The organism is Streptomyces sp. LARHCF249 (assembly GCF_052871255.1).
Map to the genome: position 1 here is coordinate 411,660 of NZ_JBIXJQ010000007.1, position 14,567 is coordinate 426,226.

General features: G+C 71.7%; 9 protein-coding genes. 7 read left to right on the forward strand and 2 right to left on the reverse strand.

Annotation, left to right across the window (positions count from 1 at the left end; translation table 11 throughout):
• Positions 1 to 576: 576 nt before the first annotated feature.
• Together glgP and ACIPUC_RS22885 are read left to right on the forward strand one after the other, a co-directional pair.
• Positions 577 to 3,213, forward strand: a complete 2,637-nt coding sequence (glgP, locus tag ACIPUC_RS22880; protein WP_446591730.1) for an alpha-glucan family phosphorylase — start codon at positions 577 to 579, stop codon at positions 3,211 to 3,213.
• Positions 3,214 to 3,420: 207 nt separating this feature from the next.
• Positions 3,421 to 4,047 (forward strand): hypothetical protein, encoded by a 627-nt coding sequence (locus ACIPUC_RS22885; protein ID WP_446591731.1) that lies wholly within the window; start codon positions 3,421 to 3,423, stop codon positions 4,045 to 4,047.
• A 96-nt stretch (positions 4,048 to 4,143) separates the two neighbouring features.
• Here ACIPUC_RS22885 and ACIPUC_RS22890 read toward each other — a convergent pair whose 3' ends face one another.
• Positions 4,144 to 6,411 carry a M4 family metallopeptidase gene (locus ACIPUC_RS22890; RefSeq protein WP_446591732.1) on the reverse strand — a complete coding sequence of 756 codons (2,268 nt, stop codon included), beginning with the start codon at positions 6,409 to 6,411 and terminating at the stop codon, positions 4,144 to 4,146.
• A 381-nt stretch (positions 6,412 to 6,792) separates the two neighbouring features.
• Between ACIPUC_RS22890 and ACIPUC_RS22895 the strand changes: the two genes are divergently transcribed.
• Positions 6,793 to 8,268 carry a sugar transferase gene (locus tag ACIPUC_RS22895; protein WP_446591733.1) on the forward strand — a complete coding sequence of 492 codons (1,476 nt, stop codon included), beginning with the start codon at positions 6,793 to 6,795 and terminating at the stop codon, positions 8,266 to 8,268.
• Positions 8,269 to 8,284: 16 nt separating this feature from the next.
• Here ACIPUC_RS22895 and ACIPUC_RS22900 read toward each other — a convergent pair whose 3' ends face one another.
• Positions 8,285 to 9,238, reverse strand: a complete 954-nt coding sequence (locus ACIPUC_RS22900; RefSeq protein ID WP_446591734.1) for a GDP-L-fucose synthase family protein — start codon at positions 9,236 to 9,238, stop codon at positions 8,285 to 8,287.
• A 197-nt stretch (positions 9,239 to 9,435) separates the two neighbouring features.
• On the opposite strand from ACIPUC_RS22900, the gene gmd reads away from it, so the two are divergent.
• The 4 genes from gmd to ACIPUC_RS22920 all read left to right on the forward strand — a co-directional run bounded on the left by gmd (position 9,436) and on the right by ACIPUC_RS22920 (position 14,559).
• Entirely contained in the window at positions 9,436 to 10,449 is a 1,014-nt protein-coding gene (gene gmd, locus ACIPUC_RS22905) for a GDP-mannose 4,6-dehydratase (protein WP_446591736.1), read from the forward strand.
• 245 nt (positions 10,450 to 10,694) lie between these two features.
• Positions 10,695 to 13,469: a CBM96 family carbohydrate-binding protein gene (locus ACIPUC_RS22910; RefSeq protein WP_446591737.1), complete on the forward strand. Its 2,775-nt coding sequence runs from the start codon at positions 10,695 to 10,697 to the stop codon at positions 13,467 to 13,469.
• Between the two features lie 86 nt (positions 13,470 to 13,555).
• Complete coding sequence (locus ACIPUC_RS22915) at positions 13,556 to 14,236, forward strand: hypothetical protein (protein ID WP_446591738.1); 681 nt, start codon at positions 13,556 to 13,558, stop codon at positions 14,234 to 14,236.
• Positions 14,237 to 14,343: 107 nt separating this feature from the next.
• The gene (locus ACIPUC_RS22920; protein WP_446591739.1) at positions 14,344 to 14,559 is read left to right on the forward strand and encodes a DUF6458 family protein; all 216 of its coding nucleotides are present in this window, start codon (positions 14,344 to 14,346) and stop codon (positions 14,557 to 14,559) included.
• Positions 14,560 to 14,567: the final 8 nt, after the last annotated feature.

A 14,567-nucleotide genomic window follows, 5' to 3' on the forward strand; every position in this document is an offset into this window, starting at 1 on the left:
CTCGGGTGGCGGGGAGAGGTTGGGGGCGGGTGCGCCGTGCGTGTACTACGTGTACCCGGTGAGCCCTTCCCACTCTCTCCCCGCCCAATCCGCGCCCTTGGTTAACTACTCGTACGTAGTGGCACGGCCAAGGCCAAGCCCTTGGTCGACATCCGCCGGGGCTCCGTCAAGTCGCGCAGGACTACCTGATGTAGCGACACCCATCACGAAGCACACCTGTCACCCCACCCGTGCCGAGCCTCTCGAGCCACAGGGATGAAGAGGTGGAAAAGGGACGAACCGCAGACGCTCCCGCACGAATGTGCGGGAGCGTGCCGGGGGCGGGGACCGGCCGGACCCGCCGAAGATTGGCCGGTCCCGCACGCCCCGGGCGCGCGGGAACATCCGATACGGACACCCGGCATCCCACGGAGTGGGACGGCGCCGTGCGGTCCGGCCGGGCCGGGGAGCGGGACGCGGCCACCCAGGCGGCATGGTCGTGAGGGCGGGGGCGGCGCTAGCCTTCCGGGGGTGATGCGCGGATGCACAGCGTGGTGCGGCCGCTCCGATCCGCAATCCCCTGCGAAGGTGGAACGTGTGAAGGCTATCCGTCGATTCACCGTGCGCCCCGTCCTTCCCGACGCCCTGCTGCCGCTCACCGACCTCGCGCGCAATCTGCGCTGGTCGTGGCATGCAGAGACCCGTGAACTCTTCCAATCCGTCGACCCCGAGGGCTGGCAGGCCGCCGGCGGCGACCCCGTCCGGCTGCTCGGCGCCGTTTCCGCCGCCCGGCTCGCGGAACTCGCCGGCGACCGCCGGTTCCTGCGGCGGCTCGCCGTCGCCGCCGCCGACCTCGATGACTACGTCAACGGCGGGAGGTGGTACCAGAGCCAGGAGAACACCGCGGAACTGCCCGCCGGCATCGCCTATTTCTCTCCCGAATTCGGGATCACCGCCGCCCTGCCCCAGTACTCCGGCGGCCTCGGCATCCTCGCCGGGGACCACCTGAAGGCCGCCAGCGACCTCGGCGTCCCGCTCATCGGCGTGGGACTGCTCTACCGGCACGGCTACTTCCGCCAGTCGCTCTCCCGCGACGGCTGGCAGCAGGAGCACTATCCCGTACTGGATCCGAACGAACTCCCGGTCGGCCTGCTGCGGCAGGACGACGGGTCTCCCGCCCGCGTCTGCCTGACCCTCCCCGGCGGACGCGCCCTGCACGCACACATCTGGCAGGCCCGCGTCGGCCGCGTCCCGCTGCTGCTCCTGGACTCCGACGTCGAGGACAACGACGCCGCGGCCCGTGAGGTGACCGACCGGCTCTACGGCGGCGGCAGCGACCACCGCCTGCTCCAGGAGATGCTGCTGGGCATCGGCGGGGTCCGGGCCGTGCGCACGTACTGCGCGATCACCGGGCACCCCGGCCCCGAGGTCTTCCATACCAACGAGGGCCATGCGGGATTCCTGGGGCTGGAGCGCATAAGGGAACTGGAACGGGAGCAGGGCCTCGGCTTCGACGCCGCCCTCGAGGCGGTGCGCGCCGGGACCGTGTTCACCACCCACACCCCCGTCCCGGCCGGCATCGACCGCTTCGAGCGGGGCCTGGTGGCCCGGCACTTCGGGGAGGGCGGGGAACTGGCGGGCGTCCCGGTCGACCGGATCCTGGAGCTGGGCGCGGAGAGCTACCCCGGCGGCGACCCCGGGGTGTTCAACATGGCCGTGATGGGCCTGCGCCTGGCGCAGCGCGCCAACGGGGTGTCGACCCTGCACGGCTCGGTCAGCCGGGAGATGTTCGCCGGGCTCTGGCCCGGCTTCGACCCGTCGGACGTGCCCATCACCTCCGTCACCAACGGGGTGCACGCCCCGACCTGGGTGGCCCCGGAGGTCGTCCGGCTCGGCGCCCGCCAGATCGGCGCGGGCCGCACCGAGGACGCGCTGTCCGTCGGCGGCTCGCGGCGCTGGGACGCCGTCGCCGAGATCCCGGACCAGGACGTGTGGGACCTGCGCCGGGTGCTGCGCGAGCAGCTGGTCCAGGAGGTGCGGGACCGGCTGCGCGCCTCCTGGCGCCAGCGCGGGGCCGCCGACGCCGAACTGGGCTGGGTGGACTCCGTACTCGATCCGGACGTGCTCACCATCGGCTTCGCCCGGCGCGTGCCCTCGTACAAGCGGCTCACGCTGATGCTGCGCGACCCGGACCGGCTGCGCAGGCTGCTGCTAGACCCGGAGCGGCCGGTGCAGATCGTGGTCGCGGGCAAGGCCCACCCGGCGGACGACGGAGGCAAGCGGCTCGTGCAGGAGCTGGTGCGCTTCGCGGACGACCCGCGGGTGCGCCACCGGATCGTCTTCCTGCCCGACTACGGCATGGCCATGGCGCAGAAGCTCTACCCGGGCTGCGACGTCTGGCTGAACAACCCGCTGCGGCCGCTGGAGGCCTGCGGCACCAGCGGGATGAAGGCCGCGCTGAACGGCTGCCTCAACTTGTCCGTGCTGGACGGCTGGTGGGACGAGTGGTTCGAGCCGGACTTCGGCTGGGCCATCCCCACGGCCGACGGGATCGGGTCGGACGAGGAGCGGCGCGACGACCTGGAGGCGAACGCCCTCTACGAGCTGATCGAGGGCCGGGTCGCGCCCCGGTTCTACGACCGGGCCGGGCGCGCCGGGCTTCCGGTGCGGTGGATCGAGATGGTCCGGCGCACGCTGGTGTCGCTCGGGCCCAAGGTGCTCGCCGGGCGGATGGTGCGGGAGTACGTGGAACGGCTCTACACCCCGGCCGCGCACGCCCACCGCGCGCTGGGCCCCGAGGCGGCACGGGACCTCGCCTGGTGGAAGGGCCGGGTCCGGGCGGCCTGGCCGCGGGTGGGCGTCGAGCACGTCGAGGCCCTCGCCGCGGCCCCGGTCAACGGGACCGCCGAGCTCGGGGCCACCCTCACGCTGCGCGTGCGTGTGGCGCTGGACGCGCTGCTGCCGGAGGACGTGGAGGTACAGGCCTTCGCCGGGCGGGTGGACCCGCAGGACGTGATCCGGGACGGGCGGACCTTCCCGCTCAAGCCGGCCGCCGGGCCGGACCTGGAGGGGCGCTGGGTGTACGAGGGCCCGCTCCCGCTCGACCGGACGGGACCCTTCGGCTACACGGTGCGCATCCTGCCGGCGCACCCGCTGCTGGCGAGCCCGGCCGAACTGGGGCTGGTCGCGGCTCCCGCGGACGCGGACGCGGGGGGCGGCGTGCTCCTGCGGTGACGCGGGCCCGGTGGCGTGGGGGCGGACGGCGGGTCCACCGGCCGTCCGCCCCCCCTCGCGCGATCCCGCGAGCAGTGCGGCGGGCCTCCCGGGTGAACCTCCGACGTGCTGGGCATGCCGAATCGGCCCAGCGCCCCCGTCCGCTCCTACGCTGCCCGCGGATGCCCCGGGACCGGGCATCCGCGGACCCGAGGAACGGACCTTTCCATGCGTCTTCGCACCACCGCCGCCGTGTTCGCCGGAGCTCTCGCGCTCGTCCTGCCGCCCGCGGGCCACGCGCTGGCCGACGACGACCCGGGCGGGCGCGACCTCGGCACGCTGCACTACCGGTTCTTCGAGGGCGGGGGCGAGCGCCGCGGGCAGATCCGTCCCGCGGACAACGACACCTGCTACCTGCTGACGGACACCTCCCGCTTCGAGCCCGCCGTCGACGTGGTCAACAGGACGAGGTCGCAGGCCCTCCTCTTCGGCAACGAGGGCTGCGCCGGCAGTGCGGAGAGGGTCCTGGCGCCGGGCGAGCGGGCACAGAACGTACGGGTCGTCGCGGCCTTCTTCAAGCCGGTCGACGGGCGGGGTGACGGGGACGGCCGCGGTGACGGCGGAGGCGACGGCGGCGGCAACGGCGGCGGCGACGGGGACGGTCGCGAGGACCAGGGCCGTGGGGACCAGGGCGGCGAGGTCGGGGCCCCCTGGGACGGCGGCGGCAACGGGGACCAGGGCGGCCGGGGCGAGAGCGGCCGCGAGGACAGTGCCGCCGGCACCGGTCAGGGAGCCGGAGAGGGCGGGCAGCACGGGGAGGACGTGTTCTCACACATCTTCCGCTCGATCGGCTGAGAACGCTCCGATGGAACAGGGCCGCCCGGGGAGGTCTTCTCCCGGGCGGCCCCGTGGTCTGTCTGTTCAGCTGTCACTCACGCTGCCCCGGTGGGGTCAGAAGGTGAGCTTCCAGCTGTCGATCTTGCCGGTGTCGATGTTCGCGTTGTCGTTGACCCGGAGCTTCCACACTCCGTTCGCGACCTCGGAGGAGGCGTTGACCGTGAAGGACTTGACGATGTTGTCCGCACTGCCGCCGCTGCGGTTGTGCAGGTTGTAGAGGGTGCCGTCCGGGGCGACGAGGTCGACCTTCAGGTCACCGATGTAGGTGTGGACGATGTTGACGTCCACCTTCAGGGTGCTCGGCGCGTTGCCGGAGCGGGTCACGGTGATCGGGGAATCGACGGTCGAGTTGTCCGCGATCGCGTAGTCGGCGGTGTTCTCGAAGACGTTCGGCTGCGAGGTGCCGACCGTCCAGCCGAACGCCGCCGTACCCGTCTTGCTCTGCGAGTCGGTCACCGTGACGGTCACGTTGGACGTGCCCGCGGTGGTGGCCGTACCGGAGATCAGACCCGTGGAGGAGTTGATCGACAGGCCGGCCGGCAGACCGGTCGCCGCGTAGCTCAGCGCACCGGGATTGGTGCTGGTGGCCTGGATCTGCAGGCTGACCGCGCTGCCCGTGACGGTGGTCTGGCTACCGGGGTTGGTGACCGTGACACCGCTCACCACGCGGGGGCCGACGTTGATGGCCGCCCAGGCGTTGGCCGCGTTGTTGTACGTGGTCGAGCCGGCGCCGTAGAGGTCGGCGGCGGCCTGCAGGGTGGCCGTACGGGCGGCCGCGTAGTCGGTGTTCGACCGGAACAGACCGGTGGTCAGCGCGCGGAACCAGATCTTCGAGGCGGCGTCGCGGCCGATCGCGGTGACCGGGAGCCCGTCGGACGTCGGCGAGTCGTAGCTCACGCCGTTGACGACCTTGGCGCCGGAGCCCTCGGAGGCGAGGTAGTACCAGTGGTTGGCCGGGCCCGAGGAGTAGTGGACGTCGATGGAGCCGATGCCCGAGTACCAGGAGTCCTTGGAGGAGCCGTCCTTGCTGGGCTTGTCCATGTAGCGCAGCGGGGTGCCGTTGCCGCGGATGTCGATCTTCTCGCCGACCAGGTAGTCGCCGACGTCCTGCGCGTTGTTGGCGTAGAACTCGACGGCCGCCGCGAAGATGTCGGAGGTCGCCTCGTTCAGACCGCCCGGCTCACCGCTGTAGGTCATGTTGCCGGTGACCGAGGTGAGGCCGTGGGTCATCTCGTGCGCGGCCACGTCGGTGGAGGTGAGCGGCTTGGCGTTGCCGTCACCGTCGCCGTACGTCATGCAGAAGCAGGAGTCCTGCCAGAACGCGTTCACGTAGTTGTTGCCGTAGTGGACGCGGCTGTACGGGGAGACCCCGTCGTTGCGCAGGCCGTTGCGGCCGTGCACGTTCTTGTAGTAGTCCCACGTCACCTGCGCGCCGTAGTGGGCGTCGGCGCCGGCCGTCTCCAGGTTGGCCGGCAGGCCGTTGCCCCAGATGTCGTCCGGGCCGGAGAACAGCGTGCCGGTGCCGGAGGTGCCGCGGTTGAGGTTGTACGTCTTGTGGTTGCCGCGGGCGGCGTCCGTCAGGTTCCAGGTGCTGCCCGACTGCGAGGTCCCCAGGGTCACCTGGCCGCTGTACATCGTGTTGCCGGTGCCGGTCTCGACGGCCTGCCACTCGGTGATCTTGGCGCCGGTCTTGGCGTCGGTCACCACGTGCAGCTCGTTCGGCGTGCCGTCGTGCTGGAGGCCGCCGACGACGGTCTCGAACGCGAGGACCGGAGCACCCGTGGCCGCCCAGATCACCTTGCGGGCGCCCTTGGAGGCCTTGGCCTCCTTCGAGCCCTCGGCGTTGGCGGCGGAGACGGCCTGGCTCTCGGCGGCCGCCGGGGTGACCGAGGCGTTGGTGTCCGCGACCTTGATCTCGTGGTGGGTCGCCTTGGTGACGCTCTTGGTCGCGCCGTCCTTGGCGTGGACCGTCAGGTCACCGCCGAGCACGGGCAGACCGTCGTAGGTCCGCTCGTACATGGTGTGCGTGGTGCCGTCCACGTCCTTGACCACTTCGCGGACGACCAGCTTCTCGCTGCCGCCGAGGCCGAGCGCCTTGGCTGCCTGCGCGGTGGTCGAGTTGGCCTCGGCAAGGAGCGTCGCACGCTCCGAAGCGCTGAGTTTCAGGTTGGCCGCGCCCGGGTTGGACTGGACGGCCGTGCGGGCCTGCGACGCGGTGGCGTCAGCGGTGGCGGTGCCTGCCTGTATGCCTACGGCGAGCAGGGCGGCCGAGGCAACGAGCGCGCCGACCGCGGTGGCTCGCCTCTGGGGGGTGGCTCTCAACGCAGACTCCTTCTGCAAGGGGGGTTCCGGACGGCTGGGTGGGCCTCCGGGCAGAACAGGGCTGGTGCGATGAACGGTCGAAGAGTGCCAGCTGTCCGCCGCAATGTCAGGAGCGCGTCAAAAGGTTGGCCGGAAACGGTTCGTTCTTCGAGGAGACGTATCCGGTATCCGGACCATTCACCTTTGCGTGCGAAAGGGGGCTCCGGTATTCGGAACAGCTGGTACCGGTTGCTAACACTTGAGCAACAAGAGGTTGGGTTGTCCCAATCCGCATTTACCGTACGGGTGTTTGTCGTACTGTTTCCCGGTGCGACAGTCGTCCGTTGCCTGGGGAAGCCATGGACGCTCGCCACTGTCATAGACCACGTGCCAGGGGGGCCCATGAGGCATGTCCATTTTCCGGCGCAAAGAGTGGCCGGGGCGGCCCGGGGGACCGCTCTGCCCGCGCGGCGCCTCGGTGACAAGGCCCGCTGGTACCTGCCGGCCGCCGTCGGCGCCGACTTCCTCGGCGCCGCCGTGCCCGTCGGACTCGTCTTCGCCGCCGCGCAGCAGGTCCGGCCCCTCGTCTGCGCCCTGGCCGCCGCCGTGGCGTGGACCGGCGTGCAGGCGCTGCGCCGGCGGTACGCGACCCGGGCCCTCGGGGAGTCCCGCGGAGTGCTGCCCGTGGTGCACGACTGGCTGATTCTGATCGGCGTGCTCGCCGTGGCCCGCGTGGTGACCGAGGAGGACACGCCCCGGCTGTCCGCCCTGGGGGCCCTGCTGCCCGCCCTGCTGATCACCGTAGCCTGCCACAAGCTGACCTACCGCCACCTCTCGGCGGCCCGCCGCGAGGCCCAGGCCGTCAGCCGGGTCCTGGTGGTGGGCGAGCCCGACGCCGCCGAGGACGTCATCGCGCACCTGGCCGCGCGCACCGACCACCCGTACGTGGTCGTCGGCGTGGTCCCGGTCGGCGCCGGGGCCCTCTCCAGCGGGGTGCCGGTCGCCGGCCGCCTCGACGCGGGGATGCCGCAGGCGCCGACCGGCGACTCCGCGGCCGTGCTCGGCGCCGTCCGCAGCCACAACGCCGACCTGGTGCTGGTCGCCCCCGGTGCGCGGATCGGGGGAGAGCGGCTGCGCCGGATCGCCTGGGCCCTGCACGACGCCGGACTGGAACTCGCCGTCTTCCCCGGTCTGGTGGAGGTCTCCGTCAAGCGGCTGGAGACCCTGTCCGCCGGCGGGCTCGCCGTGCTGCGGGTCGCGCCGCCGGTCAGCCGCGGCGTGCAGACCCTGCTCAAGTCGGTCCTGGACCGGGCGGGGGCCGCCGCGGGGCTGCTGCTGCTCTCCCCGCTCTTCCTCGGCATCGTCCTGGCGATACGTTTCGGCTCGCGCGGCCCCGCCTTCTACCGGCAGCGCCGCATCGGCCGCGACGGGGCGCCGTTCGTCATGTGGAAGTTCCGCACCATGGTGGTGGACGCCGACGCCCGCAAGGCCGACCTGGCCGGGCACAACGAGAACGACGGCCTGATGTTCAAGATGCGCCGCGACCCCCGGGTGACCCGGGTGGGCCGGCTGCTGCGCCGCACCTCCATGGACGAACTGCCCCAGCTCGTCAACGTCCTGACCGGGCACATGTCGCTGGTCGGCCCGCGCCCCCCGCTGCCGGAGGAGGTGGCGAAGTACGACGAGGTCGAGCTGCGCCGGCTCACCGTGCGGCCCGGGATGACGGGGCTGTGGCAGATCAGCGGGCGGTCCGACCTGTCCTGGGACGAAACGATCCAGCTCGACCTGCAGTACGTCGACAACTGGTCCTTCACCAGTGACGTCGACGTGATGGGCCGTACGCTCCGCGCCGTCGTCGACGGCCGCGGAGCGTACTGAGGGGCTCCGGGTGGGATCAGCCGTTCTGCTGCTCGCGCAGCCACCACGCGTAGGTGGCGGCGATGCCGTCCCGCAGCGCGATGCCGGGCTTCCAGCCGAGCGAGGTCAGCCGGCCGACGTCCAGCAGCTTGCGCGGGGTCCCGTCCGGCTTGGACGTGTCCCAGGCGAGCCGGCCCCGGAAGCCGGTCACCTCGGCGACGGTCTCCGCCAGCTCCCGGATCGTCAGGTCCTCCCCGCAGCCGATGTTGACGGGCTCGTCGCCGTCGTAGGTGTTCAGCAGCACCGCACACGCGGCGGCGAGGTCGTCCACGTGCAGGAACTCGCGGCGCGGCGTGCCGCTGCCCCACAGCGCGACCTCGTCGCGGCCCTCGGCGGCGGCCTCGTGGAAGCGCCGGATGAGGGCGGGCAGCACGTGCGAGGACTCGAGGTCGAAGTTGTCGCCCGGGCCGTAGAGGTTCGTCGGCATGGCCGAGATGTACGAGGCCCCGTACTGCTTGCGGTACGACTGGACCTGGACGATGCCGGCGATCTTCGCGAGGGCGTAGGCCTCGTTGGTCGGCTCCAGCGGGCCGGTCAGCAGGGCGTCCTCGCGGATGGGCTGCGGGGCCAGCTTCGGGTAGATGCAGGACGATCCGAGGAACAGCAGCCGGCCCACCCCGGCGGCGTGCGCGCCGCCGATCACGCTGAGCTGGATCTGCAGGTTCTCCTCGAGGAACTGCACCGGGTACGTGCTGTTGGCCATGATCCCGCCGACCTTGGCGGCGGCCAGCACCACGGCGTCCGGGCGGACGTCCGCCAGGTACGCGGCGGTCGCGGCGGCATCCCGCAGATCGAGGTCGGCGCGGCCCCGGGTGAGCACCTCGTGCCCGTCGGCGGTGAGCCGGCGGGCGACCGCGGACCCCACGAGGCCGCGGTGGCCCGCGACGAAGACGCGGGCGTTCGGGGGCAGGAGCGGCAGCGAACTTGTCATACCGCCGATGATGCCAGTCCGCTCCCGCGGGGGTCGCAGCAGTCCGGGCCCGGCGGGCCGGGGGCGCCGCGCGGCGCGACCGGCCGGGCCCGGCGTGTACGGTACGCATCCAGCCCCGGCCACCGGACCCGGCGGCCTCGGGCGGGCAGGGGAAGACCGCTCGGCACAACGAACACAACGCATCCCAGGGGGACCGCATGGGCAAGACCGCACTGATCACCGGAGTCACCGGACAGGACGGCTCGTACCTCGCCGAGCTGCTGCTCTCCAAGGGCTACACGGTGCACGGACTCGTGCGGCGGTCCTCCAGCTTCAACACGGAGCGGATCGACCACATCTACCAGGACCCGCAGACCGCCAACCGGTCCTTCGTCCTGCACCACGCCGACCTCTCCGACGGCGTGGCCCTGGTGAACCTGCTCCGTGAGATACGGCCCGACGAGGTCTACAACCTCGGCGCCCAGTCCCACGTCCGCGTCTCCTTCGACGCGCCCCTCTACACCGGCGACGTGACCGGCCTCGGGGCGCTGCGGCTGCTGGAGGCCATCCGGGCCAGCGGGGTCGACACCCGCATCTACCAGGCCTCGTCCTCCGAGATGTTCGGCGCCACCCCGCCGCCGCAGAACGAGGGCACCCCGTTCCACCCGCGCAGCCCGTACGGCGCGGCCAAGGTGTTCGCGTACTGGACCACCGTGAACTACCGCGAGGCGTACGGCATGTTCGCCGTCAACGGGATCCTGTTCAACCACGAGTCCCCGCGCCGCGGCGAGACCTTCGTGACCCGCAAGATCACCCGCGCGGTCGCCCGCATCAAGGCCGGCCTCCAGGAGAAGCTGTACCTCGGCAACCTCGACGCGGTCCGCGACTGGGGCTACGCCCCGGAGTACGTGGACGCCATGTGGCGGATGCTCCAGCAGGACGAGCCCACCGACTACGTCGTCGCCACCGGGGTGGCCGCGACCGTCCGCGAGTTCGTCGAGGCCTCCTTCACGCACGCGGGCCTCGACTGGAACGAGCACGTGCGCTACGACCCCAAGTACGAGCGCCCCAGCGAGGTCGACGCGCTCATCGGCGACGCCTCCAAGGCCCATGACCTGCTCGGCTGGAAGCCGACGGTCCTGGTGTCCGAACTGGCCCGGATCATGGTCGACGCCGACATCCGCCAGGTCGAGGACCAACTGGCAGGCGTGACGGTCCGCATCGACCGCTGAGGCCTTATATTTCCCCTACGATTTGCCGTGTCACGGCCATACTCACAGGTCTGTGTGGGTGTGGCCGGGGCAAACCTGCCATATGTCCGTAGTGCACCCTCCGTGCTGAACCCTGTTGATTCCAAGTTGGTATGCAATGGGTCAAGCAAGGTGACCGGGCCCTCGAGTGAGCCCTAGTCTGCCCCCGTACATATGGCTGTTCGGATAGTTCCAGCCATCAAACCGGGCGATGCCCTGGGGGGCTCATGCGTAGATCCAGAGGGCTGACTGCTGCCCTCGTCCTGTCACTGGCCGGTGCCGGCACCGGGATAGGCCTGGTGCTGATGCCGCAGGCGTCCGCCATCACGGCGCCAGTGGCATTCACCGCCGACAGCCTGCCGACGTGGCAGCCCGACGGCATCGTGTTCGCGATGGCCCAGGCGAACGACACCGTCTTCGCCGGTGGCACCTTCTCGGCCGTCCGCCCGCCCGACGGCGCCGCCGGCACCGAGCGGGAAGCCGTCAACTTCGCCGCGCTCGACGCCGCGACGGGCAACCCCACCTCGTGCAAGCTCGCCTTCACGGTCTCCGACGGCACCGCGACGGTCCGCGCGCTGGAGGTCTCGAAGGACCAGAAGACCCTCTACGCCGGCGGCTACTTCGGCGCCGTCAACGGCACCCCGGTCTCCAGCCTCGCCGCGATCGACATCGCGACCTGCACCCCCAAGGCCGCGTTCCACCCCGGCGTTCCCGCCACCGTGCGCGCGCTCGCCGTCACCGACGACACCCTGTACGTCGGCGGCGACTTCAACGCCGTCGACGGCCAGACCCGCGAGCGGTTCGCCGCCGTCGACGCCGGCTCCGGCGCGCTCAAGCCCTTCGTGGCCAACGCCGACGAGCCCGGCCGCGCCATCGAGGTGAGCAACGACGGCAAGAACGTCCTGCTGGGCGGCGACTTCTTCTCGGTCAACGGCTCCACCACGCACGCGCTGGCCGTCGTGAACGCCACCACCGGCGCCGTCACCAAGACCTACAGCAACATCCCGTCCAACTCGGTGGTCAAGGACATCTCGGCCGACGCGACGGGCTACTACACCGGCAGCGAGGGCTCCGGCGGCGGTGTCTTCGACGGCCGCATCGGCCTGAACACCGACTTCAGCGAGAAGTGGCGCGACCGCTGCCTCGGCGCCACCCAGTACGTGCTGCCCTACGACGGGGTGCTCTACAGCTCCTCGCACGCGCACGACTGCTCCACCGAGCTGGAGTTCCCCGACGGCAAGCGCCACTTCCTGCTGGCCCAGCCCACCGACCACACCGGCCCCGCCCCCGCGCCCGTGGGCGGCTTCGTGCGCGGTCCGGGCAAGCTCGGCTGGCACCCCACCTCCAACGACGGCCTCGGCGAGGGCATCGGCCCGCGCGTCATGGCCGTCGCGGAGAAGAGCGACGTCAAGTACATGTGGGTCGGCGGCGAGTTCACCCTCATCAACGGCAAGCCGCAGCAGGCCCTGACCCGCTTCGCCTCCACCGGCGACGTCGGCGCCCCGACCACCCCGGTGGCCAGCGTCGGCAGCGTCAAGCCCGGCGAGGTGCAGGTCCGCTGGCGCACCAGCTACGACGCCGACGACAGCAAGCTGACCTACCGCATCTACCGCAACGGCTCGGCCACGCCCGCCGCCACGGTGAACGCGGACTCCCTGGAGTGGCAGCGCCGGCAGGCCTCCTGGACCGACACCACGGTCAAGGCCGGCCAGGCCTACAGCTACCGCGTGACCGCGACCGACGCGGCCGGCAACACCAGCGCCCTGTCGGCCAGCGTCTCCGTGACGGTCCCGACCGCGGTCCAGTCGTACCCGGACCAGGTCCGCGCCGACGGCGCCGGCCTGTACTGGCGCTTCGACGACACCGTGAGCCCCTACGTCGCCGACTCCTCGGTCAGCGGCAACACCGGCGGCGTCCAGCTGAACGCCCCGGCCCTGCGCCAGACCCCCGGCGCGGTCACCGGCACCAGCACCGCGATGGGCTTCAACGGCACCAGCCAGCAGGTCTACAGCGACCACCGGCAGACCGTCGGCAACACGTTCACCATCGAGACCTGGTTCAAGACGGGCACCCTCCGGGGCGGCAAGCTGGTCGGCTTCGGCAGCAACACCGACCGCAGCAGCGGCTCGTACGACAAGCACCTGTACATGACCAACACCGGCCGGCTGGTCTTCGGAGTCTCCAACGGCTCCGCCCAGACCGTCTCCACCGGCCTGTTCGACACGTACAACGACAACAAGTGGCACCACGTGGTCGGCACCCAGGGCCCCGGCGGCATCACCCTGTACGTGGACGGCCAGAACAAGGGCACGCTGAACAGGACCGGCACCCAGACCTACGCGGGCTACTGGCACGTCGGCGGCGACAACCTCACCGGCTGGCCGAGCCGCCCGACGAGCAACTACTTCGCCGGACAGCTCGACGAGACGGCCGTCTACCCGACGGCGCTCACCGAGGCCCAGGTCAAGAACCACTTCACCCTGGCCAAGGCGCCCACCGACTCGGTCTCCAAGGTCAACGCGACCGAGGACACCTACGTCAACCAGGGCGCCCCGGGCACCGCGTACGGCACGTCCACCTCGCTCGCGGTGCGCGGCACCTCGGCGTACGAGACCTACCTGCGCTTCGCCGTCCCGGCCGCCCCGGCCGGGCAGGTCCTCAAGGCCGCCTCCCTCCAGTTCAAGACCAACACGCAGACGGGCGCCGGCACCGCCGACACCGTGTCCGTGGTCCCGGTCACCGGCACCTGGAGCGGCGCGGGCACCACCTTCACCAGCAAGCCCGCCCTCGGCACCACCCCGCTCGGCACCATCGCGGGCGTGCCGGACGGCTCGGCGGTCCACTCCGTACCGCTGGACACCACCGCGCTCTCCGCGGTGCTGGGCAGCAGCTACAGCCTGGGCCTGACGAGCACGGGCACCGACCCGCTGTGGATCTGGTCCTCGGAGGCCACGGCCGCCGACGGCGTCCCGCAGCTGGTCCTCACCTTCGGCGCGAAGTAAGCGACGAGCGCAGAGCGGGGCCCGGCCGGCACCACGTGGCCGGGCCCCGCACCCCTGTCCCACCCAGTAAGTACGGGAGCCATCCGATGTACCGACGCTCCGCAGCGGCTGCTGTCCTGCTGACCGCCGCCCTGACGCTGACCGCCTGCAGTTCCGGCGGGGGCAAGGCCGACTCCGGTGCGGAGGCGAAGGCGAAGCCCCCGGCCTCCTCGGCGGCCCCCGACCCGGCGGACAGCCCGGCGCCCCCGGCGCCCGGCGCCGACGCGAAGCCGACGGGCCCCGTCCTGCCCGACGCGAAGCTCACCCCGAAGACGGGCACCTTCACGGCGCAGGAGAAGAAGTACCTGAGCGGACGGGTCCCGGAGAAGATGGACCCGGCGGCCGTCCTGCAGTCCGGCCAGGAGGCCTGCCAGCGCGTCGCGTACACCGCGAAGCGCGACAAGGACGCGGCGACCGGCGCGGTCATCACCGGGGAGATCCCGGGCGCGAAGGACGCGATCACCCACCTGTGCCCGGAGCAGAAGCCGATCCTCGCGGCGGCGGAGAAGGGCTTCCCCGAAGGCCCCCGCACCTCGCCCGCGGCCGGCAGCTACCGGGCGCTGACGCAGGCCTCCACCTGCACGTGGGAGGCGAAGTCCAAGGACGGCTCGATCCTCGCCTCGGGCCCCGAGACCCAGCCCAACGCGGGCGACAAGATCGTGGCGGCGATCCCGTCGGGCACGGCCGAGTTCACCTCCTCGGGCTGCTACGCCTGGATCCCCGCGTAGTCCCACCACCGCACCACACGAGAACGCCCCCGGCCCCCGGGGGCGTTTCCGCGTTCCGAGGCCGGGTACCCGCGCGGTCACAGCCACCGACAGCGGAGGGCAGTCTCATGGGTATCGGCGGATGCATCATCCTGATCGTGGTGGGCGCCGTCCTCACCTTCGCCAGCGACTGGGAGATGGAGAGCGTCAACCTCGACCTGGTCGGCCTGATCATGATGGCGGTGGGCGCGATCGGCCTCGCCGTGTACACGAGCATCCTCAAGCGGCGCCGGGCCGCGGGCGTGATCCCGGTCGTCGACGAACGCCGGCGGGACGTCATCTGACCCCGCCG